The 26,570-nt window shown below is 65.9% G+C and carries 22 protein-coding genes; 11 read left to right on the top strand and 11 right to left on the bottom strand.

The window, feature by feature from the left end; translation table 11 throughout:
- The first annotated feature begins 150 nt into the window (after positions 1–150).
- Together ggt and ACOQOU_RS01560 are read left to right on the top strand one after the other, a co-directional pair.
- Positions 151–1,941 (top strand): gamma-glutamyltransferase, encoded by a 1,791-nt coding sequence (ggt, locus tag ACOQOU_RS01555; RefSeq protein ID WP_306026600.1) that lies wholly within the window; start codon positions 151–153, stop codon positions 1,939–1,941.
- Between the two features lie 249 nt (positions 1,942–2,190).
- Complete coding sequence (locus ACOQOU_RS01560; RefSeq protein ID WP_109768092.1) at positions 2,191–2,382, top strand: hypothetical protein; 192 nt, start codon at positions 2,191–2,193, stop codon at positions 2,380–2,382.
- Positions 2,383–2,439: 57 nt separating this feature from the next.
- Here the strand turns inward: ACOQOU_RS01560 and cckA are convergent, their stop codons facing one another.
- Positions 2,440–5,025, bottom strand: a complete 2,586-nt coding sequence (gene cckA, locus ACOQOU_RS01565) for a cell cycle histidine kinase CckA (protein ID WP_306026601.1) — start codon at positions 5,023–5,025, stop codon at positions 2,440–2,442.
- Between the two features lie 140 nt (positions 5,026–5,165).
- On the opposite strand from cckA, the gene ACOQOU_RS01570 reads away from it, so the two are divergent.
- On the top strand, positions 5,166–5,972 hold the full coding sequence (locus ACOQOU_RS01570; protein WP_306026602.1) for a flagellar biosynthetic protein FliO: 807 nt from the start codon (positions 5,166–5,168) through the stop codon (positions 5,970–5,972).
- Between the two features lie 56 nt (positions 5,973–6,028).
- On the opposite strand, the gene dksA is transcribed toward ACOQOU_RS01570, so the two are convergent.
- Entirely contained in the window at positions 6,029–6,448 is a 420-nt protein-coding gene (gene dksA / locus ACOQOU_RS01575) for an RNA polymerase-binding protein DksA (RefSeq protein ID WP_109768095.1), read from the bottom strand.
- A gap of 207 nt (positions 6,449–6,655) precedes the next feature.
- On the opposite strand from dksA, the gene ACOQOU_RS01580 reads away from it, so the two are divergent.
- The 4 genes from ACOQOU_RS01580 (at position 6,656) to ACOQOU_RS01595 (ending at position 10,420) form a co-directional block, all read left to right on the top strand.
- Positions 6,656–7,162, top strand: coding sequence for a SixA phosphatase family protein (locus tag ACOQOU_RS01580; protein ID WP_306026603.1), 507 nt, complete (start codon positions 6,656–6,658; stop codon positions 7,160–7,162).
- An 87-nt stretch (positions 7,163–7,249) separates the two neighbouring features.
- Positions 7,250–8,698, top strand: coding sequence for a YcjX family protein (locus tag ACOQOU_RS01585; protein ID WP_306026604.1), 1,449 nt, complete (start codon positions 7,250–7,252; stop codon positions 8,696–8,698).
- Positions 8,695–9,813: a YcjF family protein gene (locus tag ACOQOU_RS01590; RefSeq protein ID WP_306026605.1), complete on the top strand. Its 1,119-nt coding sequence runs from the start codon at positions 8,695–8,697 to the stop codon at positions 9,811–9,813. Before ACOQOU_RS01585 ends, ACOQOU_RS01590 begins: the two co-directional genes overlap by 4 nt.
- Before the next feature lie 73 nt (positions 9,814–9,886).
- Positions 9,887–10,420, top strand: coding sequence for a hypothetical protein (locus tag ACOQOU_RS01595; RefSeq protein WP_420578768.1), 534 nt, complete (start codon positions 9,887–9,889; stop codon positions 10,418–10,420).
- A gap of 22 nt (positions 10,421–10,442) precedes the next feature.
- Here the strand turns inward: ACOQOU_RS01595 and folK are convergent, their stop codons facing one another.
- The 5 genes from folK to ACOQOU_RS01620 all read right to left on the bottom strand — a co-directional run bounded on the left by folK (position 10,443) and on the right by ACOQOU_RS01620 (position 13,030).
- Positions 10,443–10,958 (bottom strand): 2-amino-4-hydroxy-6-hydroxymethyldihydropteridine diphosphokinase, encoded by a 516-nt coding sequence (gene folK, locus ACOQOU_RS01600; protein ID WP_342633458.1) that lies wholly within the window; start codon positions 10,956–10,958, stop codon positions 10,443–10,445.
- Positions 10,948–11,292, bottom strand: coding sequence for a dihydroneopterin aldolase (folB, locus tag ACOQOU_RS01605; protein ID WP_196780257.1), 345 nt, complete (start codon positions 11,290–11,292; stop codon positions 10,948–10,950). Before folB ends, folK begins: the two co-directional genes overlap by 11 nt.
- 16 nt (positions 11,293–11,308) lie before the next feature.
- Positions 11,309–12,109: a dihydropteroate synthase gene (folP, locus tag ACOQOU_RS01610; RefSeq protein ID WP_420578769.1), complete on the bottom strand. Its 801-nt coding sequence runs from the start codon at positions 12,107–12,109 to the stop codon at positions 11,309–11,311.
- Positions 12,110–12,221: 112 nt separating this feature from the next.
- Positions 12,222–12,542 carry a 2Fe-2S iron-sulfur cluster-binding protein gene (locus tag ACOQOU_RS01615; RefSeq protein WP_109768101.1) on the bottom strand — a complete coding sequence of 107 codons (321 nt, stop codon included), beginning with the start codon at positions 12,540–12,542 and terminating at the stop codon, positions 12,222–12,224.
- Between the two features lie 113 nt (positions 12,543–12,655).
- Positions 12,656–13,030, bottom strand: coding sequence for an Hpt domain-containing protein (locus ACOQOU_RS01620; protein ID WP_306025818.1), 375 nt, complete (start codon positions 13,028–13,030; stop codon positions 12,656–12,658).
- Positions 13,031–13,378: 348 nt separating this feature from the next.
- Between ACOQOU_RS01620 and ACOQOU_RS01625 the strand changes: the two genes are divergently transcribed.
- On the top strand, positions 13,379–17,881 hold the full coding sequence (locus tag ACOQOU_RS01625) for a hypothetical protein (RefSeq protein WP_306025819.1): 4,503 nt from the start codon (positions 13,379–13,381) through the stop codon (positions 17,879–17,881).
- Between the two features lie 77 nt (positions 17,882–17,958).
- Here ACOQOU_RS01625 and ACOQOU_RS01630 read toward each other — a convergent pair whose 3' ends face one another.
- From ACOQOU_RS01630 to ACOQOU_RS01645, 4 genes are all read right to left on the bottom strand, one after another.
- Entirely contained in the window at positions 17,959–18,582 is a 624-nt protein-coding gene (locus ACOQOU_RS01630; protein ID WP_306025820.1) for an ABC-type transport auxiliary lipoprotein family protein, read from the bottom strand.
- A 107-nt stretch (positions 18,583–18,689) separates the two neighbouring features.
- Entirely contained in the window at positions 18,690–20,069 is a 1,380-nt protein-coding gene (locus ACOQOU_RS01635) for an MlaD family protein (protein WP_306025821.1), read from the bottom strand.
- 13 nt (positions 20,070–20,082) lie between these two features.
- On the bottom strand, positions 20,083–20,859 hold the full coding sequence (locus ACOQOU_RS01640; protein ID WP_306025822.1) for an ABC transporter ATP-binding protein: 777 nt from the start codon (positions 20,857–20,859) through the stop codon (positions 20,083–20,085).
- Positions 20,859–22,043: an ABC transporter permease gene (locus tag ACOQOU_RS01645; protein ID WP_109768106.1), complete on the bottom strand. Its 1,185-nt coding sequence runs from the start codon at positions 22,041–22,043 to the stop codon at positions 20,859–20,861. Before ACOQOU_RS01645 ends, ACOQOU_RS01640 begins: the two co-directional genes overlap by 1 nt.
- Positions 22,044–22,191: 148 nt before the next feature.
- On the opposite strand from ACOQOU_RS01645, the gene dgcA reads away from it, so the two are divergent.
- The 3 genes from dgcA to ACOQOU_RS01660 all read left to right on the top strand — a co-directional run bounded on the left by dgcA (position 22,192) and on the right by ACOQOU_RS01660 (position 26,475).
- Positions 22,192–23,193 carry an N-acetyl-D-Glu racemase DgcA gene (gene dgcA, locus ACOQOU_RS01650; protein WP_109768107.1) on the top strand — a complete coding sequence of 334 codons (1,002 nt, stop codon included), beginning with the start codon at positions 22,192–22,194 and terminating at the stop codon, positions 23,191–23,193.
- 75 nt (positions 23,194–23,268) lie between these two features.
- The gene (locus tag ACOQOU_RS01655) at positions 23,269–24,045 is read left to right on the top strand and encodes an SDR family oxidoreductase (RefSeq protein ID WP_306025823.1); all 777 of its coding nucleotides are present in this window, start codon (positions 23,269–23,271) and stop codon (positions 24,043–24,045) included.
- An 81-nt stretch (positions 24,046–24,126) separates the two neighbouring features.
- Positions 24,127–26,475, top strand: a complete 2,349-nt coding sequence (locus ACOQOU_RS01660) for an NADP-dependent malic enzyme (RefSeq protein ID WP_109768109.1) — start codon at positions 24,127–24,129, stop codon at positions 26,473–26,475.
- Positions 26,476–26,570: the final 95 nt, after the last annotated feature.

Here is a 26,570-nt window from a genome sequence, read left to right on the forward strand (position 1 = left end):
CCCGTACCCTCCTTAGCGGAAATCTTTGCCGGGAAGTGTTGCCGAATCGTCACAAAGCGTGATGCGCAGACGAGTTTCCTCAACGCCCGTTCCGCTTTACGGCCCGCCGGCGCCATGTCACGCTCGGCACACCGTCAATGGAGCCGCGCCATGATCGTCCGATCGTTCCTCGCAACCCTTGCCCTCGTTGCCCTTCCGCTGGCCGCCCAAGCGCAGGAGGCAGCCGATGCCGTGGCTCCCGAGGCCGCCACCGATACCGCGTTTGCCGGCGCTTCGCCGGCCGTGCAAGCCGCGCTGGATGCCAAACAGGCCGGCGAAACGGCCGTCGCGCAGGACTGGATGGTCGCCGCCGCCAACCCGCTGGCCGTTCAGGCCGGAGCCGATATCCTGGCCGCCGGAGGCACTGCCGCCGATGCGATGGTCGCCGTGCAGGCCGTGCTCGGGCTGGTCGAACCGCAATCGTCAGGCCTCGGCGGCGGCGCGTTTCTGGTCTGGTTTGACGCGGCAAGCGGCACGGTGACCACGCTGGACGGGCGCGAGACCGCGCCGCGCGCCGCCACGCCGCGCCTTTTCCAGGACGCTGACGGCGAACCGCTGCAGTTCTTCGATGCCGTCGTCGGCGGCCGCTCCGTGGGCACACCGGGAACACCGGCGCTGATGGAAGAAGCGCATCGGCGCTGGGGCACCGCCAATTGGGGCAGCCTGTTCGGCGATGCGATCGCGCTGGCCGAAGACGGCTTTTCCGTGTCGCCTCGACTGGCATCGCTCGTGGCCCGCGATGCCGAGCGCCTGTCACGGTTCGAGACGACGGCCGCCTATTTCCTGCCCGGCGGCGAACCGCTTGCCGAAGGTGCCATGCTGCAGAACCCGGACTATGCGGAAACCCTGCGCGCCATGGCGGCCCAAGGCGCCCGCGCCATCTATCAAGGCCCGATCGCCGAGGCGATTGTCGATACCATCCGCACGGCACCCGGCAATCCGGGCGTTCTTTCACTCGACGATCTGGAGCTCTACGCCGTCAAGGAGCGCGAGCCGGTCTGCGTGCCTTATCGCGGCCACGACATATGCGGCATGGGCCCGCCCTCTTCCGGCGCGCTGACGGTCGGCCAGATCCTCGGCATGCTCGACAGTTTCGATCTCGCCGCGCTTGGGCCGGACGATCCTGAAAGCTGGCGACTGATCGGCGATGCCTCGCGCCTCGCCTTCGCGGACCGCGGCCGCTACATGGCCGACAGCGACTTCGTGCCGGTTCCCGTTTCCGGCCTTGTCGATCCCGACTATCTGGCCGAACGCGCCGGGCTGCTTGAGACCGATGCCGCGCTCGAAAATGTCGCGCCGGGCGAGCCCACTTTCGACCATGCGCTCCTGTGGGCCGACGACGAAGCGCTCGAACTGCCCTCGACCAGCCACATCTCGATCGTCGATTCAGCGGGCAATGCGCTGTCCATGACCACGACCATCGAGAACGCGTTCGGCTCGCGGCTGATGGTGCGCGGCTTTCTGCTCAACAACGAGCTGACCGATTTCTCCTTCCGCAGCCATCGCGACGGCGTGCCGATCGCAAACCGGGTCGAACCCGGAAAACGTCCCCGCTCCTCCATGGCGCCGACCATCGTCATGCGCGACGGCGCACCGGTGCTGGTGATCGGCTCGCCCGGCGGCAGTCGCATCATCGGCTATGTCGCCAAGTCGATCATCGCCCACATCGACTGGGGCATGAACGTCCAGCAGGCCATCGCCATGCCGCATCTGGTGAACAGGTTCGGCACCTTCGATCTGGAAGACGGGACCGATGCCGCAGCGCTGGCCCAACCGCTCGCCGATCTCGGCTTTGAGATCAATGTGCGCGATCTCAATTCGGGGCTGCATGCGATCGCCATTGGCGACAGGCTCGAAGGCGGTGCCGACCCTCGCCGCGAGGGCATTGCGCTCGGCCAGTAAGATGTTGTGATCCGGTTGATCCGCTACGGCGTAATTCAGTCAGGAGATCGATGCCATGGCCCATGCAACCATGATCAATACACGGCAAAAACGCGCAAAAGGCTTGCCGCGCCTCAGCCCGGCCACAAGTGCGCATCCCCCCAAACCATCCACCCGCGTGAACGGTGCGTCCACAGCCGGAGCACTGGCACACCGCCTTCCCGCATCCCATTTGATAAGCGACGCAATTCCGAACAGGGAGAATTCGTGATGACCGCCCGCACCAACAAGGCCCTCGACCTGGCCCGTATCATGATCAAGCAGGCCAAGCTGCTCAAGGGCGCCGGCCTGATCGCCGAAGCGACCGATCTCGCCAAACGCGCGATCGCGATCAACACGCTGGGTCACGAAAGCATGCGAATGCAGGTCCAGCCGGTCCGCATCGCAGACCGCCGCCGCTGATCGCGTAGCACCGGCGGTGCGCCATCACCGGGGTGTATCAACCCTGGCCAGCACCGTTCATTGCTCTTCGAGCGTTTCCTTGACCTTGGTCGCCAGTTGCTTGAGCGAGAAGGGTTTGGGCAGGAAACCGAACTGCGCTCCTTCCGGCAGGTTTTTCGCGAACGCGTCCTCGGCGTAGCCCGACACGAAGATGAACTTGATGTCGGGATGATCCTTGCGCAGTTCGCGCAGCAGCGTCGGCCCGTCCATCTCGGGCATCACCACATCGGAGACGACCAGATCGACCGGCCCTTCGGCCTCGGCCATGATCTCCAGCGCCTCCATCCCGTCGCCGGCCTCCAGAACCGTATATCCGCGCGATGTCAGCGCCCGGACGCCGCCCATGCGCACCGCGTCCTCGTCCTCGACCAGAAGCACGGTGGCGGACCCGGACAGGTCGCGTTTTTCGGCATCCGGCGCCGGCTCCTTGCGCACCGGTGCCGAATCTTCCGCCCCATCCGCATCGGCTTCGTGCCGCGGCAGCAAAATGGTGAAGGTCGTGCCTTCGCCCTCCACCGATGAGGCATAGATGCCGCCGCCGGTCTGCTTGATGATGCCGTAGACCATGGAAAGGCCGAGGCCGGTGCCCTTGCCGACTTCCTTGGTGGTGAAGAACGGCTCGAAGATCTTTTCGACCACATCGACCGGGATGCCGGTGCCCGTATCGGCCACTTCGATCGCCACATAGTCACCCGGCTCGATCCCGGGCGTTTCCATGCCGGCGACCTCGTCGGCGGGAACATTGCGTGTGGCGATCGCCAATTCGCCGCCGCCAGCCATCGCGTCGCGCGCATTGACCGTCAGGTTGACGATCACCTGCTCGAACTGACCGAGATCCGCCTTGACCGGCCACAGATCGCGGCCGTGCTCGATCGTCAGCTTGATGTCGTTGCCGATCAGCCGGCTCAGCAGCATCCGCAGATCGGCCAGCACGTCGGTCAGTGACAGCACTTCGGGCCGCAGGGTCTGGCGCCGCGAAAACGCCAGCAGTTGCCGGACCAGCGACGCGGCGCGGTTGGCGTTCTGCTTGATGTTCATGATGTCCGGGAAGGACGGGTCGGACGGGCGGTGATTGCTCAACAAAAGGTCCGACGCCATGATGATGGCGGTCAGCACATTGTTGAAGTCGTGCGCGATGCCGCCGGCAAGCTGCCCCACCGCCTGCATCTTCTGGCTTTGCGCCATCTGCGCTTCCAGCGCCTTCTGCTCGGTCGTGTCCATCGCATGAACGATCGCCGCCTCCTCGAGGCCCGCATCGTGGTCCGGCCCCCCGATCGGGCTGGCGACGGCGTTGACGAAGATGCGGACGTGGCGCTCGGCGCCCTCGACGGGCAGGACCGTGTCGAACGGTTCGATGTTCGCCCGATTGCCCTTGGCCGCCTCGAACGCCTTTTCGAACCTTTCGAGATCGCGCTCGTGAATGATCGTGTCGAACTTCACGCGCCGCGCCAGTGCATCGTGATCGGCAACCGCGCCGAAAAGGCCGGCGAACGACGCATTTGTGCGCAGGATGCGCCCGTCGGCATCGAGCGCGGCGATCGCCATTGGCGTCGAGTTGAAGAAGCGGCTGAACCGAACCTCGGCGCTGCGCAGATCCTGGGCGCTGTCGGCGCCTTGCGCCCGGTTGAGCACGATCGTGCGCATCGGCCCCGGATCGCCGTTGCTCGCGGTCTGAACCCGGTGGATCAGTTGAACCGGCAAGCTCTCGCCGTTCGATTTGGCCAGTTCGACATCGACGATCGCGCTGCGCACCTTGCCCGGATCGGCCTTGATCGCGGTCAGCATTTGCACGCTGCCGCTGACGACGATGTCCGACAGCGTCATTTCGCCGGGCACGAAGCCGGTCAGATCGATGCCCAGCCATTCGGCAAGGGTGGCGTTGACATACTGGATACGGCCGCCCGGTTCGGCGGCGAAGAAGCCGGCCGGCGCCCGGTCGAGATGGTCGATGGCCTTTTGCAGTTCGAGGAAATACTGCTCCTGCTGAAGACGCTCGGCTGAAATGTCGGCGATCCGCCACGCCTTCATCGCCTTGCCCGACGATCCGCCGGGCATCACGTGCACGCTGGCACGATACCATCGCGGCTCGCCCTGCGCTGCGCCCAGCCCGCTCAGAAGCCGGAACTCCTCCTCCGCATCCAGACCGCGCGTGGCGCTGTTGGCCAGCCGGTAAAGCGCGTTTGCCGCATCGTCGTGGCGCGACAGCACCGCTTCGGGCGGCTGCACCTCGACATCTTCGGCTGCGCCGACCAGCGACCGATAGGCGCCATTGGCAAAGATCACCGCATCGGACGCGTCGGTGACGCAGACGCCTTCGGGCAGGCTTTCGACGAACCCGTCCACAATGGCGCCTTCGCGCCGCTCGCCGGAAAACGCGACCAGCCCGATCACCGAGGCGAACAGATAAAAGACACCGACCATTGCCAGAAGGCCCAGCAAGGCCAGCAAAAACCCTTCATTGATGGAATCGCGGAAAAAGTAGAGGATGATCGTCATGGCCAGCGAGACCACGCCGAGGATCATCAGGCGGACGGTGGGCGAAGGTCCGCTGTCTTTCCGCGCATTGCTTGCGCGGCCGCCGGCGCCGTGCTTTGCCCTGGCCATCACGTTTGTCCGCCGCCTGTGTTCCGAACCTTGCGCGACCGGTTGAATCACAATCCATCTGCCCGGAAAAGCCCTTGGCGCAAAAATTTGTCACAAGGCTCGGGACTTGTTAGCACACACCGCCACAGTGAGGATCGTCCATGGACTGGTTGACCGGATTGTTCAGTGACCCCGCGACCGCAGCGGCTGCCTACGGGCTGACCGGACTGGTCGTGCTGCTGGTGCTGGTCTTCGCGTTCACCCGCATGCGCCATATGCGCCGCGGCATGTTCATCGCCGGAGGACGCAAGCACCGTCTTGCCGTTCTCGATGCGACGGCAATTGACAATCGCCGGCGCCTCGTGCTGGTCCGGCGCGACGATGTCGAGCATCTTCTGTTGATCGGCGGCAACAACGACATCGTCGTCGAGACCGGTTTTGCGGCCGGCACGGAAGACGAAGGGACGCTGGCAGCCGGCAAATCCGGCCCCGCCGCCGCAGCGCCCGGGCCGGCCGAGCCCGCAACCGCTTCGGTGCGTCAGGCCGCCGGTCCGAAACCGGCCGAGCCCGTACCGGCAAAACCGGCCGCCCCAGAAACCCCGACACCTGCACCGCGCATTGCGCCGGCCGAACCGGCCCGTCCGCCGCAAGCGGCTCAGGCCAGGCGCGAGCCTGCCCCCGTGCCCGAGCGACGGGTTGAACCGAAGAGCGAACCGCGCGTCGAACCAAGGCTCGACCCGGCACCGCAAGCGCCGTCCCCGGCCCCGGTGCGCGCCGAGCCGCGTCTTGAGCCCCAAACCCGCTCACCGGAAAAACCGCAGGGCGCGCCGCCGGTCCAACCCGCCGCGCAGCCAGATGCCGCGCGCCAGGCACCGGTGGCGGCCGGCACCGATGTCGGCGATACGCTCGACGATGAAATGGACAAGCTGCTCGAAGGGCTGATCGACGCACCCAAGAACGACCGCTGACCGACGCCGCCGGTCAATCCGCCTCGACAACCCAGACGCGAAACGCCGATTGGCGCTCAGTCGTCGCGATAGACCTTTTCGCGTCGTTCGTGCCGTTCCTGGGCTTCCAGTGACAGGGTCGCGATCGGCCGCGCATCCAGACGTTTGACGCCGATCGGATCGCCGGTTTCCTCGCAAAAGCCGTAGGTTCCGTCATCGATGCGCTTGATCGCCATGTCGATCTTGTTGATCAGCTTGCGCTGGCGGTCGCGCGCGCGCAGCTCGATGGCCCGGTCGGTTTCCGAGGTGGCGCGGTCGGCAATGTCCGGATGGTTGGCGCTGTCGCGCTGGAGATTTTCGAGCGTCTCGCGCGATTCGCGCAGCAGTTCGTTCTTCCAGCCGGTCAGCTTCTCGCGGAAATAGGCCCGCATCCTGTCATTCATGAACGGTTCGTCTTCGCTGGGCTCGTATCCCTTGATCGTGATCTCGTCAGCCATCGCGTGATCCCTGCATGAAGATTGGCCGCTGTATAGTCTCACCCCGCCGCTGCCACAAGTTGCAATTCCGTGAAATGCCAATGGTTTTTCGCCGTCAGGGAAAGCGTTTGCGCCATGGCGTTTCTTCGGCCTTTGAACGATTGCGCCGCCGTGGCGCGCGCGATATGGCCTTTGTCGGCAACAGGGCGCCGAACCGGGAGAACAGCGATGAGCAGGCTTTTTTTGTTGCGCCACGCCAAGGCCGAATGGGCCGAGCCCGGCCAACGCGATTTCGACCGGGCGCTCGCCGCATCCGGGGTCGAGGACGCCAAGGCGCTTGCTGCCGCCATGGTCGAACGGGGCCTGCTGCCCGAAAAGGTGATCTGCTCATCCGCCGTCCGCGCGCGGCAGACGCTCGACGCGATCAACACGTTCCACGATTTGTCGGCGCTGACCAGCTACGACCAGAACCTTTATGCCACCGATGCGCCGGGCTATCTCGAAGTCGCGGCCAAATCGGGGTTCGACGGCAATCTGATGCTGGTCGGCCACAATCCGATGCTCGAAGACGTGGCGATCGCGCTTGCCAAAGATGGCGACGAAGCGCTGGTCGACGATTTGCAGATGGGCTTCCGCACGTCCGGCCTTGCGGTGATCGCGCTGGACGGTCCGATGGCCGATATCGAGAAGCTTTCCGGCCGGCTCGAGGCCTATCTGACGCCCGCCGGATCGTGAGCCCGGCGCGCCGCTCCCTTCCCCCGCGCGGCGCAAACACCTATATCGCGGCAGCGCAACGGTCCGGGACGCGGGGGCACACGACATTTGAACCGACTGACTTCGCTGGGCGACGAAGCCCTGATCGCCCTGGACACAGCCGCCGGCCGGGCAGCCGGTCTGTTCAACCCCAACGTGCGGCTCGGCGTGACCGGACTGTCGCGAGCCGGCAAGACGGTGTTCATCACCGCCCTCGTCCACAATCTCATTCACGGCGGGCGGCTGCCCCTGTTCGATGTCGCCCATTCCAACCGTCTGGCGCGCGCCTTTCTGGAACCGCAACCCGATGACGGCGTGCCGCGCTTTGCCTATGAGGATCATGTGCGTTCGCTGGTCGATGAGCGCATCTGGCCCGACTCGACGCGCTCGATCAGCCAGCTGCGGCTGACGATCGACTATGAGAGCGCCTCGGCCTGGAACCGGCTTTTCGGACGCGGCCGGCTGCATGTCGATATCATCGACTATCCCGGCGAATGGCTGCTCGACCTGCCGCTTCTCGGCAAGGACTTCGCGGTCTTCTCCGAGGAAGCGGAAAGCGCCGCCCGCAGCCCGGCGCGTGAAGCCGTTGCCGCCGGCTGGCTGGCGGTCGCGGACACGGTCGATCCCGATGCGGAGGCCGACGAGGTGCTGGCGGGCCGGCTGGCCGAGACGTTCCGCGCCTATCTGGCCGAATGCCGCGCCGCCAATCTGGCGCTGTCGACCCTGCCGCCTGGGCGGTTCCTGATGCCCGGCGACATGGAAGGCTCGCCCGCACTCACCTTCGCGCCGCTTACCAAGCGCGCTGACAGAGCCAGGCCCGGCAGCATGCAGGCGATGATGCAGCGCCGCTACGAGGCCTACAAGTCGCTCGTGGTCAAACCGTTCTTTCGCGCCCATATCACCCGGCTCGACCGGCAGATCGTGCTGGTCGACGCGCTGTCGGCGATCAATGCCGGCCATGCTGCGGTGGCCGACCTCGAACGCGCGCTGACGGAAATTCTCACCTGCTTCCGGCCAGGGACGAACAACCCCTTCTCCGCTCTCATCCAGCGCCGCATCGACCGCATCCTCATTGCCGCCACCAAGGCCGATCATCTGCATCATGAAAGTCACGCAAGGCTCGAGGCGATCATCGAGCGCATCGTTGCCAATGCGGCCAAAAAGGCAAGCCTTTCAGGTGCTTCGGTCAATACGGTCGCGCTCGCGGCGGTGCGCGCGACACGCGAGGCGACGGTGAACGAGAAGGGTGAGACCCTGCCCGTGGTCGTCGGCACACCTATCGCCGGCGAGACCATCGGCGCTGAGACATTCGACGGAAATCGCGAAACGGCGATTTTCCCCGGCGATTTGCCCGCCGACCCGTCCGCCCTGTTCGAGCCGGTCGATGCTGCCAGCCAGCGCTTTGTGCGCATGCGCCCGCCACGGCTTGAAAAGACCGCCGAGGGCGTGACGCTTTCGCTGCCGCACATTCGCCTCGACAAGGCACTGCAGTTCCTTCTGGGAGACCGTTTGAAATGAGCGAGACCCCGCGCAAGCCCCGCGCCTTCGCCGTCGATGAGGATGACGCCGCCAGGCCAGACAAGGCGGGAAAGGCCAAAGCCAGCCCCAAAACGCGGTCGGCCGCCCGAGAACCGCGCGCCATCGACGATGCGGCTCGCGTCGAGATGGCCGAAGAGGACTTCTTCGCCACCGAACATCTGCCCGAAGCGACCGCGCCACCGCCGCCGCCAAGGCGCCGGGCGCGGCGTTTCGGCCTTGCAGGAATCGGCCTTTCGGCGCTGGGCGTCATCGTCACGCTGGCGCTGGGATTGTGGCTCGAGCAACTGGTCCGCGACCTGTTCGAGCGGCATCCGGTGCTCGGACAGGCCGGTCTGGTCGCGATCGGTCTTTTGGCGCTGGCGCTGGTTGCCTTCATCGCCCGCGAAATCTGGGCCATAGCCAGTCAGCGATCCATCGCCGGGCTGCGGGCCGAGACCGAAAAGGCCCTCGCCGACGGCAATGCGCGCGACATCGCCAAAGCGACCGGACGGCTTGAGGCGCATTTCGCCTCGCACCCGAAAACCGCAACGGGCCGGGCACACCTTGCCGACCTCAAGGGCGAGGTGATCGACGCCGCCGACCGCCACGCCATCGCAGAACGCGCGCTGCTGGCCGGGCTCGACGCGGAAGCGCGCACCATCGTGATGAACGCGGCCAAGCGTGTGTCCGTCGTGACCGCCGTCTCGCCCCGCGCCTTCGTCGATCTGGGCTATGTGCTGTTCGAGAATGTCCGCCTGATCCGCACCATCGCCGAGCATTATGGCGGCCGCGCCGGCACGTTCGGCACCATCGCGCTGGTCCGCCGCGTGGTCAGCCATCTTGCGGTGACCGGCACGATCGCGCTCGGTGACAGCCTGATCCAGCAGCTGGTCGGCCACGGCGTAGCCGCGCGCCTCTCCGCCCGGCTTGGCGAGGGCGTCGTCAACGGGCTGATGACCGCTCGCGTCGGCATTTCGGCGATCGGCGTATGCCGCCCGGCGCCGTTCGAGGCTCTGCCGGCGCCGCGGGTCGGCGAGATGGCGCGGACGCTGACCCGGTTCACCGCCGCCCAGCAGGGTGAAACCGATCGTGATGACAAAAACGGCGCATCGTGAGTAGGATCACAACCATGCCTTAACCATTGCGGGCCAATGATCGCGGCCAAACATCGCAAAAAGAGTGCGCCCCATGCTCAACCGCCTGGCCATGTCCGTCCTGATTTCCGGCACGATTGCCGGCGCCACCGTTCCGGCGCATGCCGACCAGGCGCGTGATGCGCGTTTCTTTCAGAAGATCGAGGGCCAGTGGCGCGGGCCCGGCGAGATCGTCGCCGGCAAGTATCGCGGCACCAAGTTCATCTGCCAGTTCGACGGCTCGGTCCCCGACAGCCGGCTTGGCATGTCGCTCGACGGCGATTGCCGCGTCGGTCTGTTCACCCAGAAGATGACCGCCACCGTGCAGCGCGACGGCCGCACCTATTCGGGGACGTTTCTCGACGGCGCCGGCGGCGAAGGCCTCGATGTCACCGCCGGCAATGTCAGCCGCGACCGTGTGGCGCTGACGCTCAACCGCAAGCAGCTCGACGGCGCCATGCTGGCGCGTCTGGCCGACGACAACACGCTCAATGTCACGGTATCCGTGCGCGTCGGCGGAGAACTGGTGCCGGTGATCGGCATGAGCCTCGACCGGCTCGATCCGGTCCAGGTCGGCTCGGTCCGCTAGAACCAAACAAGCGCAAATTGCGTCAGGCGGCACGCGGCAGCGACAGAAGATCGTCGGTGCGAATGATGCCGCTCGTGTCGAGTGCCGAAAGCGCATCCGACACGCGGCGCCCGCCGATCACCCGTTCCCCGGCAATATCGGCCAACGGCACCAGCACGAACGCACGCTCGAACATGCGCGGATGCGGCACGGTCAGCGTCGGGCTCTCGATCGCCTGATCTCCATAGGCCAGAATGTCGATATCGAGCGTGCGCGGCCCCCAGCGGCGCAGGCGCCTGCGCCCGGCGCCCCGTTCGGCGGCCAAAACCCGTTGCAGCAAGACATGCGGCGGGATCGATGTTTCAACTTCGGCACACGCGTTCAGGAAGCGCGGTTGCTCGGTAATCCCCCAGGGCGGTGTCGAGTAGATCGGCGATACCGAAACGACCGACATGCCCGGTTCGGCATGCAGCCGGCCCAGCGCGGACTGCATCGCACCGGCGACGTCGCCGATATTGCCGCCAAGGGCGATCAGCGCGCTCACGGTCTCAGGCATCATGGCAGACATGAACCTCGATATGGTCGAGCACGCCCGGCACCGGCGCATTGGGCTTGCGCAGCGTGATCTCGGCACGCCTGATCTGCGGCCAGCGCGCGCACAGCGCCTTGGCGATCTCATAGGCCAATGCCTCGATCAGATAACGCCGCTTGCCGGTGACGATCCGCTCGATCTCCTTGAACGCGTTACCGTAATCGACCGTGTCGGAGATATCGTCGTCTTCAAGCGCCCGTCCCGGCTCGACGAACAGCCGCGCATCGACATAAAAGCGCTGACCGAGAAACTCCTCCTGGTCGAACACACCGTGGCGCGCAAAGAAGGCGCAGTTGATCATCCGGATTTCGTACACGTCAGGCCAGCTCCGTCCCGGCGCCAGCCCCCTGGCGTCCGGCGGCGATCATAACATCGGCAACCGCCGCCGCGTCCACGTTCATTGCGACATCATGTACCCGCAAAACCGCCGCGCCGGCGGCACGCAACAATGCCGAGCTGGCGGCTGTGGCCACGTCGCGCGCCTCGACGGGCCGGCCGGTGAAATACCCGAGGAAACGCTTGCGGCTGGTCCCGGCCAGAAGCGGAAAGCCGAGCGCGTGCAACTCGCCGAACCGCGCCATCAGCACCGCATTGTGTTCGGCGTCCTTGGCGAAGCCGAAACCGGGATCGAGCACGATCTGGGCTTGCGCGACCCCGGCCTTGAGCGCGATCTCGATCGACCGGGACAGATAGACGCGCTGATCCTCGATCGGATCGGGCAGAACGTCTCGGTCGCGTCCGGTGTGCATGATCACCAGCCCGGCGCCGGTTTCCGCAGCCAGATTCGCCATCGCAGGATCGCGCTGCAAACCCCAGACATCATTGACGATTCCAGCGCCGGCTTCGAGCGCCGCGCGGGCGGTTTCCGACCGATAGGTGTCCGCTGAGACCGGCATGTCGGGAAGCGCGGACCGGACGTCCGCGATCACCGGAAGGAGGCGCCGGCGCTCGGCCTCGCCATCGATCGCCTCGGCACCCGGCCGCGTGCTTTCGGCACCGATATCGATGATCGCCGCGCCCGCTTCGGCCATCGCGCGCGCTGCCGCTACCGCCGCATCGGGGTCCGCATGATGCCCGCCATCGGAAAAACTGTCCGGTGTGACGTTCAAAATGCCCATCACGAGTCCGCGCGGCCCCAGTTCCAGCCTTGCGCCGGAGCCGATACGCCATGGACGTGGTTCAAACGGGTCGGTCAAAGGACATGACCCCGCGGGGCTGAGGAAACGGCGGTCAGGCCTGCTGTTCGGGAACGCGGACGATCAGCCCGTCGAAATCGTCCGTCATCTTGATCTGGCACGACAGGCGGGAATTCGGCTTGGTTTCGAACGCGAAATCCAGCATGTCCTCTTCCATGACATCGGGCTGGCCCACCTTCTCGGTCCAGGCCTCATCGACATAGACGTGGCAGGTCGCGCAGGCGCAGGCCCCGCCGCATTCCGCTTCGATGCCCGGAACCGCGTTCTTGATCGCGTTTTCCATCACCGTCGAACCGGCCTCCGCGTCCAGATCGAACTCGGTTCCATCAAAGGCGACGATCGTCAGTTTGGGCATCGTTCACTCCGGCAGGTCCGCGCATCACCAGCGGCGCGGATCGTCGAAGCGCGACTTAGCCGTTCGCCCCCGATTGTCAAGCAAACCCGCGCTCGGTACGCCTCAAGGCGCCGTCAGCGCAGAAGCGAGTTGATGTAATCGCATGTCCGGTCGATTTCGGTCAAAAGCGCACGGACGCACCGCCGTTCTCCGGGCGAGTCCTCGACGGCCTTGGCCGTATCGGCGATCGCGCCGGCTCCCACCGCGTGCGCAGCGCCCTTGAGCGTGTGCGCATGGCGCTTGCGCTGGTCGGCATCCGTGCCGACGCGCATCGCCTTGCCGATCGACTTGGCCTGCTTGAGAAACAGGTGGAGCACCTCTTCCTCGAGAGCCCGGTCGCCGCCGGTCTGCCGCGCCAGCCGGACCAGATCGACCGGCCGTTCACGCGCCATCGTCTGATAGGCCATGTCCGGCGTCTCGAACACCGGATGTCTTGATTGAGTATCCATAAGCATCACCCGCACGCACTGTCCCTTGGCAGAGGCTGTCACAAACTGATGGGCAAGCCGTTAATGGCGGGTGCGGGCCGAAATGGGGCGAAAACGGCGAAATCGGAACCGGCTCGCAGAGCCCTGTTCCGGCGGCGGATTTCCGCCGTTCTCACAGTGCGTTAACTTTATCTTTAAAGTTTTTGGGGGTGTCGCGATATCGTGTTCCATTCTGGCACCCGTGGCTCTACGATAAGGCTCAACCATCGCGACGCCACAATTGCGCCTGCAGTTCCGGCGCGTTTGCACGATGGCTGGCAAGCGTATGTCCGGGCCCGTGCCCGGAGTTGAGTAGCAGGTGAGGCTTTCATGGCTCAGAACAAGAATGCACCGGACCTGGATGCGGATATGGAACTGGCGCTTCAGGAAGCGCTGGAGAACGATCTGACATCGGGCGACACCGGTGATATGGCCGATGTCGATCTGGACAGCGAATTGTCGCTGGACGACTTCGAAGCGCAGGTCAGCAAGGCCGCCGGAGAACTCAGCGAAGCCAACCAGCCCGTCGAACCTGCCGTTGCAGTTGCCGCTGCCGCAGGCACAACCGCCGCCGCGGCGACCGCGTCGGCTCCCTATCGCGCCGCCAATGACGACAGCGCCGAGCGCGAATATGCCCAACTGCTCGAACGGATCAGCGCGCGGCCGGGCGGGCAATCGTTCGTCTGGGCGACCATCGTCAGCCTCATCTGGATCGGCGCCGGCGCCGCGCTGGCGCACATTCTCTATTCACCCGATGTCTGGCAGATCAGGACGATCGAACAATTGCGCGCCCTGCCCGGCGTGATCGCGATCATGATCGGCGTCGTCGTGCCGGTCATCTTGTTCTACGGGTTTGCGGTGCTCGTTCGCCGGGCCCAGGAGATGCGCAACACCGCCCGGTCGATGAGCGAGATCGCCTTCCGCCTGGCAGCGCCCGAAAACCTCGCCCAGGAGCGCGTCGCCATGGTCGGCCAGGCCGTCCGGCGCGAGGTCGCCGCGATGGGCGAAGGCATCGAGCGGACCATCGCGCGCGCCAGCGAACTCGAAGCGCTGATGCAGAACGAGGTCACCGAGCTCGAACGCGCCTACACCGACAATGAAGTGCGGGTCCGCTCGCTTCTGAGCGAACTGGGCAATCAGCGCGAGGGCGTCGTCACCCATGCCGAACGCCTGCGCGCATCGATCTCCGGAGCGCATGAGCAGTTGCGCGAGGAACTGACGGCGGCCACCAACACGCTCGGAGACAAGATGCTGTCTGCTTCTGAGCATCTGACAACCAACATCAACAAGGCCGGCGACAGCCTGCTCGACCGCCTCAACGAGACCGGCTCGACCGTCAATGCCGGCCTTGCCAGCCAAATGGACGAGATCTCCGGGCGGTTTACCGCCTCGGGCGATGCGCTCGCCAGCCTGATCGAGACCCGCATTGCCAATCTCAACGCCGTCACCGAGACGGCCGGGCGCGAACTGGGCGCCACGATCGAGGGCCAGGCCGAGAATCTCAAGAGCCTGCTGGCAGAACGCGGCCAGAACCTCGTCGAGGAGTTCGAGACGCGCATTTCGGCCGTCGATGCGAGCACGGAGCGCCTCAACGTGGCGCTGGACGCGCGCGCGCGCCAGCTCAACGAGACGCTGCTCGACCGCACCCGCGCGATCGCCGACACGCTCACCGACGGCGCACAATCGATCACCGAAACCGCCGAAAGCGCGCGCAATTCGGTCGAGGAACAGACCGGCGCCGCCCAGCGGTCGCTGAGCGAGGCGATGGAGACGCGCACCGCGGCGATCGCCGAAACGCTCGACGGCGTCTCGGCGCGCATGACCGCCGCAGTCGACGAACGGACCGCCGATTTCCTCGCCAGGGCCGAAGCCCGCTCACAGGCGATGACCGATGCGGTGTTGCAGTCCGCCGAAACGCTGACTTCGACCATGGACAGCCAGTCGGCGCGTCTTGACGGCAAGGCCGGCGAACTCGCCGAACGGTTCGTCTCGGCGACCGATGAGGGCATTGCGCGCCTGACGGACAATGTCGAGCAGGCAACGCAGCGGCTCGACGAGAAGACGCAGGCCGCGTTTGCCGCCGCCCATCACGGCACCCAGCGCATCACCAGCGCGCTGGAAGAACAGACCGCGGCGATGGAACGCCGTGCCGCCGCGCTCGGCGAGCATGTCAGCGCCAGCGTGGAGCAGAACGCCGCACGCTTCATCGAAGCGGGAACGGCGGCCGCCGACGCCATATCGGCCTCCGCCAAGAGCACGATGGATGGCATGGAGCAAGCGCACCAGCGGATCACCTCCGGCATCGCAGGGCTTGGCAATGACGCGACGGCGAAACTTGCCAGTGCCGGCGAGGAACTGATGGGCCGCCTGATGGGCACCAGCATGGACGCAGCCGCACAGATCACCCAGAGCGCCGACGGTTCGGTCACCGAGCTCGATGCCGCCAATCAGCGTCTGGTGGCGTCCATCGCCTCGCTGCGCGACAACGCGGTGTCGGGCCTGAGCAGTGCAACCGAAGAGACCGTCGCGCGTCTGCAGGGCGCCGGCGACGAGGTCGCAGCCAAGCTGGCCGCCAGCGGCGAGCGTGCCGTCTCCGGCCTGACGTCCGTCGGCGACGAGACGATCGGACGCCTGAACGCGACAGGCGAAGCCACGGTGGCGAAAGTCTCCGAAAGCACCGGCGCATTTCTTGAGCGGCTCGAGGAAAAGACAGCGGCCCTGTTCGGAGCGACCGAGCGGACCGCGCAGAGCCTTTCGGCCGTGCTCGATGCGCCAAGCGCCGACATCGAGGCCAAGACAGAAGCGCTCACCCGGCGGCTGTCTGCCATGGCCGACGAGATCGCCTCCTCCGTCGAGGCCCGGTCCAATGCGGCCGTGGTCGCGCTGCGCGAGGCGACAGACTCCATCAACGAGGCCTTCACCGACCAGTCGGGCATCGTCGACGAGCGTACGAGCACCATGCAGCGCGCCCTTTCGGTGGGCGTCGAGAATGTCCGCCGCGTGCTCGAAGACAGCGCGGCGAACCTTGCCGGCACGCTGCGCGACCGCGTCGCAGAGACCCGGGCCGCGATCGACGCGGAAACCGAGCGGGTCGCGCAACTGGGCGCCGACCAGAGCGATGTGCTGACCGCGCGTCTTGGCGAGGTGCTGAAAACGCACCAGACGACGCTCAGCGAGGAGATTGCCGCCTATGACCGCCGCATCGGCGATCGCACCGGCGCGCTGGCGCGGACGCTGGAGACAACGGCCGTGCCGCTGATCGAGCGCCTCGGCCAGGATGGCGCGGAGATCGCCGCACAACTGGAGAGCGCGACACGCGCTGCCACGGAGCGCCTGCGGGCGGAGAACGATGCGCTGGTCAATGCGCTCGCCAACCGCACCGCCGAGACGATCACCGCCGTCGAATCCATGCAGAACAATCTGTCCGGTGCTGTCGGCGGCCTGCTCGACCGGACGCGCGAGACCGTCGAGACCATGCAGAACAGCCTTGGCGGCGATGTTGGCAGCCTTCTGGACCGCCTGTCGGCCTCCAACGCCAAGCTGGGCGAACTGATCGAGATGGCGACCGGTAATCTGGGCGCCATCGAGGGCAAGCTGGCCGAAACCACCGAGGGCTTTGCCAGCCGTACCGGCGCGATCGCGCAGAACCTCAACACGTCCGTTTCGCTGCTGGGCAACAATGCCGAGAAACTCGACAATGTCTCGCAGAAGACGCTCAACGACATCGCATCGATCGCTGCCCGATTCGACGATCACGGCAAGGTGCTGGCCTCGGCATCGGACCTGTTCGAGAAGGCCCAGTCGAACCTCGAAGTAACGCTCGGCGATCGCCGCGACGCTCTGGAGGCACTGGCTTCGGGACTGGTGGCCAAGTCCGAGGAAATCCAGCGGACCATGCGCTCGTTCGAGACGATGATCGGCGACACGCTGAGCCAGGTGGAAAGCCGTGCGCTCAGTTCGACCGACAAGCTGGCCACCAGCATCCGGCAGACCGCCGACGAAGCCATGGGCCGGTTCGACGAAGCAACGGCGCAGATGCGGCATGTATCGTCGGAGATCCGGTCGGAGCTCGAAAGCGCGCGGGACGAGGTGCGCCGCGGCGTGCTCGAACTGCCAGAGGAAACGCGCGAAAGCGCCAATGCGATGCGGCGCGCGGTCAGCGAGCAGATCAACGCGCTCAAGGACCTCTCACGCATCGTCGAGGAATCGGGACGCGCATTCGACGTGGGAGGCGCAGCCCGCTCAAAAAAGCCGCAGGCCCGGTCGGATAGCGCGGACGACCGCGCCCCGGCCGGGCATGCCGCTCCCCTGGCTGCCGCCCAGCCGGAGCTTCGCGGCGGGTTCGACGACACACCGCCCGCCGCTCCGCCGCGTGCGCCCGAGCCCGACCGTCGGGCACCGGCATCGTCCGATGGCGGCGGCTGGGTGAGCGACCTGTTGAAACGCGCATCGAGCGAGGAGCAGCCCACCCCGGCGCGGCAGCCGGCCCAGACGGTCGAGTCGCTCAATTCGCTGTCGGTCGACATCGCCCGGGCGATCGATCACGAGGCAGCCGCCCAATTGTGGGATCGCTACCGGCGCGGCGAACGCGACATCTTCACGCGCCGTCTCTACACGCTTGCCGGGCAACGCACCTTCGAGGACATCAAGGCGCGCTATGGTCGTGATCCGGCGTTCCGCTCGTCCGTCGACCGCTACGTGCGGGACTTCGAACGCCTGCTCAGCGACGTGTCGCGCAACGACCGCGACGGTGTGATGTCGCAAACCTACCTGACGTCCGACACGGGCAAGGTTTACACCATGCTGGCCCATGCGAGCGGTCGCCTGCGCTGATCGTTCAAAGCCGCTTCAGACAAAAAAAGCCCCGCTCGGACCGAGCGGGGCTTTCTTTGTTCAGCCGGCGGCGGCGATCAGATCAGATCGGCCGACCAGGCAACGATCTCGGTGGCGACGCCGGCGAAGGCCGCATTGAGCGCGGCGACATAATCGTCCGGGCTGCCGGTGCGCGAGACCGGAACCGACGCGGCGAAACGCCGATCGGCGGCAACCACGCCACTGCGGTCGTCCAGCAGCTTGACCTCGATCTCGATCCGGGCGGCAGCGGCGGGAATGTCGATGCCGAACTCGGCGATGTTGGTCACGATCTGGTAGTCGATCGCCAGCCCCTGCCCCGGCAGGCCCACGCCGTCGAAACGATCGGCGCGGTCGAAGCTCTCGGCCAGCCGGCGCTGAACCAGACGCGGCAGACGGTCGCCCCATTGCGCATCGCCCAGATACTGGATGGCGAACGGCGCGGTCTCGACGACGATATTCTGGGAATCGAGCGCCTGAACGGCTCCGGGCTCGGCGATCAGGATCTGCGTGCCGCGCCGCACCGGTCCCGCTGACACGTCGCGCGGCGCCACAAGGTCGAACGTGTCGGGCGGCTCACCCGTGCCGCCGAGCGCGGCACAGCCCTGGACGAGGCCGGCCGATACCAGCAGAACGGCGATCGATCGTGGCAGGCGCAACGGCCGTCGGCCCGGCTCACTCATGGACACTGCTGCACCCCGTCATCGCCCCATGACACATTACTTGCACGCCCCGCTCGGCTGCCTGCTGCGCGAAACCGGACCCTCCGCGGATCGTCCTTCTCCGCTTATCAGCGGCGCTCGCGCCCGTCAAAGCGCTTGACCCCGCCATCGCCTCCGAAGATCAGTTGCTGGGGGTCGCGTTCGATGCTGGTGATCGTCTGTTCGATGCGTGAAATCGACCGCCGCGTTTCGTTGACCAGCGCCTCGATATCGCGCAGGCCGCGATCGGAAAACCGCTCGAGACCGCCGCCAATGCTGTCCAGCCGTGCATTGAGGTTGCTCGCGACGTCGCGGAAGGAACGCAAGGTCTCGCTGGCCTCGGCAATCAGGTTCTGGCCGCCTTCGCCGCCTTCACCCAGAAACCCGTCGAGCTTCTCCAGAACGCCGTCGACGCGGACCGAGGCCGCGTTCAGCCGTTCGGACATCTCGGTGACATTGGCGAAGATGGTGTCGATATCCTCACCGCGCCCTTCGAGTTCGGCGGTCACGCCCTGGATATCGGCGGTGATGTCGCGCGCCGCCCGGCCCGCATCGGCAAAGCCCGACACCGCCTCGCCCACCGCGTCGGGATCGACCGCGCCAATCAGCGTGTCGAGTTGGTCGAACGACTGGTCGACCCGGTCGCCGATGCTCTCGAGCCCCTCCAGTGTCGTGCGCGCGGAGGCCACAAGACCGTCCAGATCGTCCGACGCTTCATTGAGGTCGGCCGCAAAGCCGCGCACTTCGGTGACGATCGCGGCCACATCGTCCGGATCGACCGCGGCGATCAGTTCGTCCGCGCCCGACAGGGTGCGTTCCAGCGTGACCGACATGGTGCCCAGCGATTCGCCCAGATCGCCCATACCGGTCAGGAACTCGTCGATGCGGCCCGAATTGGCGGCCAGCGCGTCGCTGATCTCGGTGACATTCTCGACCGCCCGCGTCAGCGGCCCGCGCGCGTCCGCGACAAAGCTTTCGACGTCGGTGAGGATGTTGTTGGCCCGGTTGGCGATGTCCTGCGCGGTGGCGAGCAGATCGTTGAGCGCGGTGGGATCCGCGTCGATCGTCGCGACCGTCCCCTCCCGTTCGGCCAGTTCGAACACGTTGGGCTGATCGACCGCACCGCCCTCCAGCTCGATATGGGCGATGCCGGTCAGGCCGGTGAACGACAAGACCGCCTTGGTTTCCGCGGTGATCGGCAGGTCGCGCCGCACTTGCGTTTCGGCGATCACGACGCCTGGATCGGTGGCGTCAAAGCCCAGCCGGTCCACCTTGCCCACATCGATGCCGTTGAACTTGACGACGCTCGAATTGGCCAAACCAGTCACCGAGCCGGCGATCACGATGTTCAGCTGCGCCGTCTCGCCACCGGTGTCGTTGCGCGCGAACCAGTAGACAAAGGCGAAGGCGGCGGCGAACACCAGAACGGTGAACGCCCCGACGGCGACATAGTTGGCCTTGGTTTCCATCGTGCTCGGACGCCTACTCTACCTTGGCGGGAATGTGACGCGCCCGCTTGCCACGGAAATAGGATTTTATCCACGCATTGTCATGCGCGAGCATTGTCGACAACGGCCCGGCGGCGATCACCTTGCCCTCGCCCAGCACCGCGATCCGGTCCGCTACGGTGAAAAGGCTGTCCAGATCGTGGGTCACCATGTAGACCGTCAGACCCATGGTGTCGCGCAGTTTGGCGATCAGTTCGTCGAATTCGGCGGCACCGATCGGATCGAGCCCGGATGTCGGCTCGTCCAGAAAGACGATATCCGGGTCGAGCGACAGCGCGCGCGCCAGCGCTGCCCGCTTGATCATGCCGCCCGACAGTTCGGACGGATACTTGTCGCCGTCGGCGGGCTTCAGCCCGACCATTTCCAGTTTGACGATGGCCAGCTCGCGCATCAGTTTCGGCGGAAGCTGGACATATTCGCGCATCGGCACTTCGATGTTTTCGGCCACGGTCAGCGCCGAAAACAGCGCGCCATGCTGGAACAGAACGCCCATCCGCATGTCGATCAGGATGCGCTCGTCATCGTCGACCGCCGACAGATCGTGCCCGAAGATTGTGATACGTCCGGCCTGTCTCGGCGTCAGTCCCAGGATCGCGCGCATCAGCACCGACTTGCCCGTGCCGGACGCTCCGACGAAGCCGAGGATTTCGCGGCGCCGCACATCCAGATCCAGCCCGTCCAGAACGACATTGCTGCCGAAGCGGACATGCATGTCGCGCACGCTCAAAACGATGTCGGCATCGGCGCTCATCAGAAGTCCACCGCCGCAAAGAAAATGGCAAACAGCCCGTCGACGACGATGACCACGAAGATCGCCTTGACGACGGAGGCCGTGACGCGGGCACCCAGCGATTCCGCGCTGCCTCCCACCTTCATCCCCTCGACCGAGGCGATGATCCCGATGATGATCGCCATGAACGGCGCCTTGATGATGCCTGCAAGGAACGTCGACATGTCGATCGCATCGCGCATGCGCATTATGAACGCTTCGGGATTGATGCCCGAATAGGCCTGGGCGACGAACATCGCGCCTGCCAGCGCAGAGAAGTTGGCGATCAGGGTCAGAAGCGGCAGGCCGATCACCAGCGCGACCAGGCGCGGAAAGACAAGAACGCCGATCGGATTGAGACCGATCACGGTCAAAGCGTCCACCTCTTCGCGCATCTTCATCGATCCGATCTCGGCGGTGATCGCGCTGCCCGACCGGCCGGCGATCATGATGGCGGTCAAAAGAACGCCGATCTCGCGCAGGACGAGGATCGCCACCAGGTCGACGACGAAGATCTCGGCGCCGAAATAGCGCAACTGGAAGGCGCCCTGCTGGGCAATGATCGCGCCGATGATGGTCGACATCAGGACGATGATCGGAATGGCGCGCACGCCCATCCGGTCGATCTGGTTGACCACCGGCGCCCATGCCATCGGATTGCGGTGGCCCGATTTCATCTGGCTGCCGCGCACCGCCGCGCCGAGCATGTGCAGCCCCATCGTGGCGTCGCGGCGCAGATCCCACACATAGTGCCCGATTGTCGCCAGGATGGTGGCAAGCCCCACGCGCTCTGAAGGCGGGGGAGGTTCGGGGCGCGCGGTGCTCTCGGCGACCTCGTCGACCAGCGTCTGCGCGCCTTGCTTCAAGCCGGCCAGGCGAACCGGCTGGTTGCGCGCCTGCGCAATGCGCATGGTGCGCACGATCAGCCATGCGCCGGCCGTGTCCAGATGGCTGACCGCGCTGGCATCGATCTTCAGCGTGCCCGCATCGCCGGTCGCCTTGACCGCCTTGGACAGATCGGCATCGACGCTCCCGACCGTGGCGGTCAGCCAGACACCGGCAAGCCGCAGCACCGGATCGCCGCCCGCCCGGTCGGCTTCGACCGTCGGCAGCGCCTCCGACGAGGCGCGCGGCTGCGCAAATTCATCGTCCTGGACCAGCGTCATGTCACAGTTCTAGCGCCTGCAAGCCCGTCCGTCAGCCTCAAAGCCGCTGCGGCCGCGCGATACATGCCCATCGTGGCCGTTGCACAACGCCCCCCGGCAGGCGTATTCCCTTTGCTCTGGCAGCGCCATTGCAAGGATCCTGGATATCATGGCCTCATCGCTCTCGCTGACCGCAAGCGCCGAAAGCTTTCCCATCGATGGCCGCTTCCGGATCGCCCGCGGCGAACGCTCCCATGCCCATGTCATCGCCTGCACGCTGGACGACGGCACCCATTCGGGCCACGGCGAATGCGTGCCTTATGCCCATTACGGCGAAACGGTAGACGGCGTGATCGCCCAGTTGGAGTCGTTGCCCGCGCTCGATGCCTCGGCCCCTTGCGACAGGCTCCGTATCGATCTGGCATCGGCCTTGCCGCCTGGCGCGGCGCGCAACGCGGTCGACTGCGCGCTGTGGGATCTCGATGCCAAACGATCGGGTCGCCGCGTGCACGCGCTGGTGTGCCGGCACCCGCCGCGCCCGGTCGAAACCGCGCTCACCCTGTCGCTCGACACCCCCGAAAACATGGCCGATGCCGCGCGCGCGGCGAACAAGCGGCATCTTTTGAAGATGAAGCTGGGCGGAGACGAAGCCGACATTGCCCGCATGCACGCCGTGACGGCCAACGCCCGCGATGCGCGGATCATCGTCGATGCCAACGAATCCTGGCGCGAAGACAATCTCATCGCGATGATGGAGGAAGCCGCGCGTCTGCACATCGCGCTGGTCGAACAGCCGCTGCCGGTCGGCGAAGACGCCATTCTGGGACGCATTCCGCATCCCGTGCCGGTCTGCGCCGACGAAAGCGCCCATACGAGTGCCGATCTCGACGCGCTTGGCGCGCTCTATGACGTCGTCAACATCAAGCTCGACAAGACCGGCGGGCTGACCGAGGCGCTGGCGATGCGCGACAAGGCCCGCCGGATGGGGTTCGGCGTCATGGTCGGCTGCATGGTCGGAACCTCGCTCGCCATGGCGCCCGCCGTCCTGCTGGCCCAGGACGCCGACTTCATCGATCTGGACGGTCCGCTGCTGCTTGCGCGCGACCGCAAGCCGGCGCTTCACTATTACGGCAGCACTGTTTCTCCCCCCGAACCGGCGCTTTGGGGCTGAGCCGGCATTGACGCCGCCGGGCGATCGTTTAGGTCACCCGGACAAACACGCAGCCGCCAAACCGGGAGGATGGGCATGGATCTGGGATTGAAGGGCAAAAGCGCGATCGTCTGCGCATCGAGCCGCGGTCTGGGGCGCGGATGCGCCGAGGCGCTGGCCCGCGAAGGGGTCAATCTGGTGATCAATGGCCGCAACGAGCAAGCCACCGAAAAGACCGCCGAGGACCTGCGCGCCCATGGCGTCACCGTCGATATCGTCCTGGGCAGCGTGTCCGATCACGCCACGCAGGATGCCCTGTTGGAGGCCTGTCCGCAGCCCGACATCCTCGTCAACAACAATGGCGGCCCGGCCCTGCGCGATTTCCGCGAACTGGATCGCGATGCGCTGCTCGACGGCGTCACGCAGAACATGGTCACGCCCATCGAGCTGATCCAGCGGACGATCGACGGAATGGCCGAGCGCGGTTTCGGCCGGATCGTCAACATCACATCGCTGTCGGTCTACCAGCCGATTTTGGGGCTCGACCTGTCGTCGGGCGCCCGGGCCGGCCTGACGGCGTTCCTCGCCGGCATCGCCCGGTCGGTCGCCGGCAGCAATGTGACGATCAACAACATCCTCCCCGGCAAGATCGACACGGACCGGATCCGTCAGACCATGGTCTACGCCGCCGACAAGCGCGGCGTTGAGTTCGACGACGAAAAGGCCCGCCAGATCGGCGCCATCCCTGCAGGCCGATTGGGCACCCCGGAAGAGTTCGGCGCCACATGCGCGTTCCTTTGCTCCACCCATGCCGGCTACATCACCGGCCAGAACATCCGGCTCGACGGCGGGGTCTATCAAAGCGCGTTTTAAACGCTTTTCGGCCGGAACGAATTGTCGCAACCGCCGCATTGGTCTACCGGTTGTCGAATACAAGAACCGGGAGGGGCGGCCATGAGTGGCGAGACGGATGCAGCAAAAAAGTCGGTGCCTTCGGACCTCGACGAGAACGCGCTTTTCTTCCACCAGAACCCGGTTCCCGGCAAGCTCGAAATCCGGGCCACGAAACCGCTGGGCAACCAGCGCGATCTGGCGCTCGCCTATTCGCCGGGTGTCGCCGCGCCCTGCCTTGCGATCGCCGCAGACCCGGCGCGGGCTGCGGACTATACCGCGCGCGCCAATCTGGTCGCCGTCGTCTCCAACGGCTCGGCCGTCCTCGGCCTCGGCAATATCGGCCCGCTCGCATCCAAGCCGGTAATGGAGGGCAAGGCCGTGCTCTTCAAGAAGTTCGCCGGCATCGACGTGTTCGACATCGAAATCGACGCGCCGGGCGTCGAGCGCATGGTCGATGTGGTTTCCGCGCTCGAACCGACCTTTGGCGGGATCAATCTCGAAGACATCAAGTCGCCCGAGTGCTTCGAAGTCGAGGAACGGTTGCGCGACATGATGGGCATTCCGGTCTTCCATGACGATCAGCACGGCACCGCGATCATCGTCGCCGCCGGCATCCTCAACGGGCTGGAGCTTGCCGGTAAATCGATCGAGACGGCGAAGATCGTCACTTCGGGCGCCGGGGCGGCAGCGCTCGCCTGCCTCAATCTTCTCGTGTCGCTCGGTGCAAGCCTCCACAACATCATCGTCACCGACATTGACGGCGTGGTCTATGACGGCCGCCCCGGCGAGATCGATCGCTGGAAGGCCGTCTTTGCCCGCCAGACCGAGCACCGCACGCTGGAGCAGGCCATCGACGGCGCCGACGTTTTTCTGGGTCTCAGCGCCGCCGGCGTGCTCAAGCCCGAATATCTGGCAAAAATGGCGGAAAATCCGCTGATCATGGCGCTGGCAAATCCGGTTCCCGAAATCATGCCGGACGCCGCGCGGGAGGCGCGTCCCGATGCGATGATCTGCACGGGCCGGTCCGATTTCCCCAACCAGGTCAACAACGTACTGTGTTTTCCTTACATCTTTCGCGGTGCCCTCGACTGTGGCGCGCGGACCATCAACGAGGCGATGAAGGCGGCCGCCGTGACCGCCATCGCACAACTCGCCCGTGAAGAGCCCTCAGACATCGCCGCCCGCGCCTATTCGGGCGAAACGCCGATCTTCGGGCCCGACTACCTGATCCCCTCGCCCTTCGACCAGCGGCTGATCCTCCGGATCGCGCCGGCCGTCGCCAAGGCGGCGATGGAAAGCGGCGTCGCCGCGCGTCCCATCGAGGACATGGACGCCTATCGCGACCGGCTGAACCGGTTCGTCTTCCGGTCGGGCCTCGTCATGAAGCCGGTGATCTCGTCGGCCCAGGCCGCGGCCACGCACAAGGTCATCTACGCCGACGGCGAGGACGAACGCGTGTTGCGCGCCGCCCAGATCGTCCTGGAGGACCGCATCGCCGAGCCGATCCTCGTCGGCCGTCCCGAGGTGGTCGAGGCGCGGCTGAAGCGCTACGGCCTGCGGATACGGCCCGACCGGGACTTCGAACTGGTCAATCCGGAAAACGATCCGCGCTATCGGGACTATGTCGATCATCTGATCGCCATCGGCGGCCGGCAGGGCTTCACCCCCGATTATGCCCGAACGCTTGTGCGCACCAATGCCACCGTCATCTCGGCGATCGCCCTGATGCGCGGCGAGGCCGATGCGATGATCTGCGGCCTCGACGGCCGCTATGAGCGGCATTTGCGCACCGTGCGGTCCATCGTCGGGGTCCGCGAGGGCGCGCGCGATCTGTCGGCGCTGTCGATGCTGATCTCCGGCAACGGCATGACGTTCTTCACAGACACCTATGTCTCAATCGATCCTACCGCCGAGGAACTGGCCGAGATGACGCTGCTCGCCGCCGAGGAGATCCGGCGTTTCGGCGTCGAACCCAAGGCCGCGCTGCTGTCGCATTCCAATTTCGGCTCGCGCGACAGCGCCTCGGCCGCCAAGATGCGCCGTGCTGTCGAAATCCTGCATGCCGCCCAGCCGGAACTGTGCGTCGATGGCGAGATGCATGCCGACAGCGCGCTCAATCCCGAGCTGCGCGCCCGCGTCCTGCCGCACTCGATCCTCGAGGGCGAGGCCAACCTTCTGGTCTTCCCGAACCTCGATGCGGCCAACATCACGCTCAATGCCGTCAAGTCGATGACCGATGCGCTGCATGTCGGCCCGATCCTTCTGGGGACGCAGCGACCCGCCCATGTGCTGACGACATCGGTAACCTCGCGCGGCGTCGTCAACATGACCGCGATCGCGGCCGTCGAAGCCGCCCAGGCCGCGGCCCAGGGCGGCACACACGCCGGCACGGCCGTTACCGGTCGTTAACGTTCATCGTAAATTCAGCTTGAACGAGACATGCTGACCCCGCCCGCTTAAACAAGTGGCACGGTGTTTCTGTCACAGTGGTGGCGGGATGGGGT

It is taken from the genome of Oceaniradius stylonematis (assembly GCF_965223445.1).
GTDB lineage: Bacteria > Pseudomonadota > Alphaproteobacteria > Rhizobiales > Rhizobiaceae > Roseitalea > Roseitalea stylonematis.

Bases quoted from the DNA above. Each gene is read 5' to 3' on its own strand.
- ACOQOU_RS01635 (WP_306025821.1), bottom strand. From the start codon at position 20,069: ATGGAAACCAAGGCCAACTATGTCGCCGTCGGGGCGTTCACCGTTCTG.
- folK (WP_342633458.1), bottom strand. From the start codon at position 10,958: ATGATGCCTGAGACCGTGAGCGCGCTGATCGCCCTTGGCGGCAATATC.
- ACOQOU_RS01580 (WP_306026603.1), top strand. From the start codon at position 6,656: ATGAGCAGGCTTTTTTTGTTGCGCCACGCCAAGGCCGAATGGGCCGAG.
- ACOQOU_RS01570 (WP_306026602.1), top strand. From the start codon at position 5,166: ATGGACTGGTTGACCGGATTGTTCAGTGACCCCGCGACCGCAGCGGCT.
- ACOQOU_RS01595 (WP_420578768.1), top strand. From the start codon at position 9,887: ATGCTCAACCGCCTGGCCATGTCCGTCCTGATTTCCGGCACGATTGCC.
- ACOQOU_RS01640 (WP_306025822.1), bottom strand. From the start codon at position 20,859: ATGAGCGCCGATGCCGACATCGTTTTGAGCGTGCGCGACATGCATGTC.
- ggt (WP_306026600.1), top strand. From the start codon at position 151: ATGATCGTCCGATCGTTCCTCGCAACCCTTGCCCTCGTTGCCCTTCCG.
- dgcA (WP_109768107.1), top strand. From the start codon at position 22,192: ATGGCCTCATCGCTCTCGCTGACCGCAAGCGCCGAAAGCTTTCCCATC.
- ACOQOU_RS01590 (WP_306026605.1), top strand. From the start codon at position 8,695: ATGAGCGAGACCCCGCGCAAGCCCCGCGCCTTCGCCGTCGATGAGGAT.
- ACOQOU_RS01645 (WP_109768106.1), bottom strand. From the start codon at position 22,043: ATGACGCTGGTCCAGGACGATGAATTTGCGCAGCCGCGCGCCTCGTCG.
- ACOQOU_RS01655 (WP_306025823.1), top strand. From the start codon at position 23,269: ATGGATCTGGGATTGAAGGGCAAAAGCGCGATCGTCTGCGCATCGAGC.
- dksA (WP_109768095.1), bottom strand. From the start codon at position 6,448: ATGGCTGACGAGATCACGATCAAGGGATACGAGCCCAGCGAAGACGAA.
- ACOQOU_RS01660 (WP_109768109.1), top strand. From the start codon at position 24,127: ATGAGTGGCGAGACGGATGCAGCAAAAAAGTCGGTGCCTTCGGACCTC.
- folP (WP_420578769.1), bottom strand. From the start codon at position 12,109: ATGGGCATTTTGAACGTCACACCGGACAGTTTTTCCGATGGCGGGCAT.
- ACOQOU_RS01630 (WP_306025820.1), bottom strand. From the start codon at position 18,582: ATGAGTGAGCCGGGCCGACGGCCGTTGCGCCTGCCACGATCGATCGCC.
- cckA (WP_306026601.1), bottom strand. From the start codon at position 5,025: ATGGCCAGGGCAAAGCACGGCGCCGGCGGCCGCGCAAGCAATGCGCGG.
- ACOQOU_RS01625 (WP_306025819.1), top strand. From the start codon at position 13,379: ATGGCTCAGAACAAGAATGCACCGGACCTGGATGCGGATATGGAACTG.
- ACOQOU_RS01620 (WP_306025818.1), bottom strand. From the start codon at position 13,030: ATGGATACTCAATCAAGACATCCGGTGTTCGAGACGCCGGACATGGCC.
- ACOQOU_RS01560 (WP_109768092.1), top strand. From the start codon at position 2,191: ATGACCGCCCGCACCAACAAGGCCCTCGACCTGGCCCGTATCATGATC.
- folB (WP_196780257.1), bottom strand. From the start codon at position 11,292: ATGATCAACTGCGCCTTCTTTGCGCGCCACGGTGTGTTCGACCAGGAG.
- ACOQOU_RS01615 (WP_109768101.1), bottom strand. From the start codon at position 12,542: ATGCCCAAACTGACGATCGTCGCCTTTGATGGAACCGAGTTCGATCTG.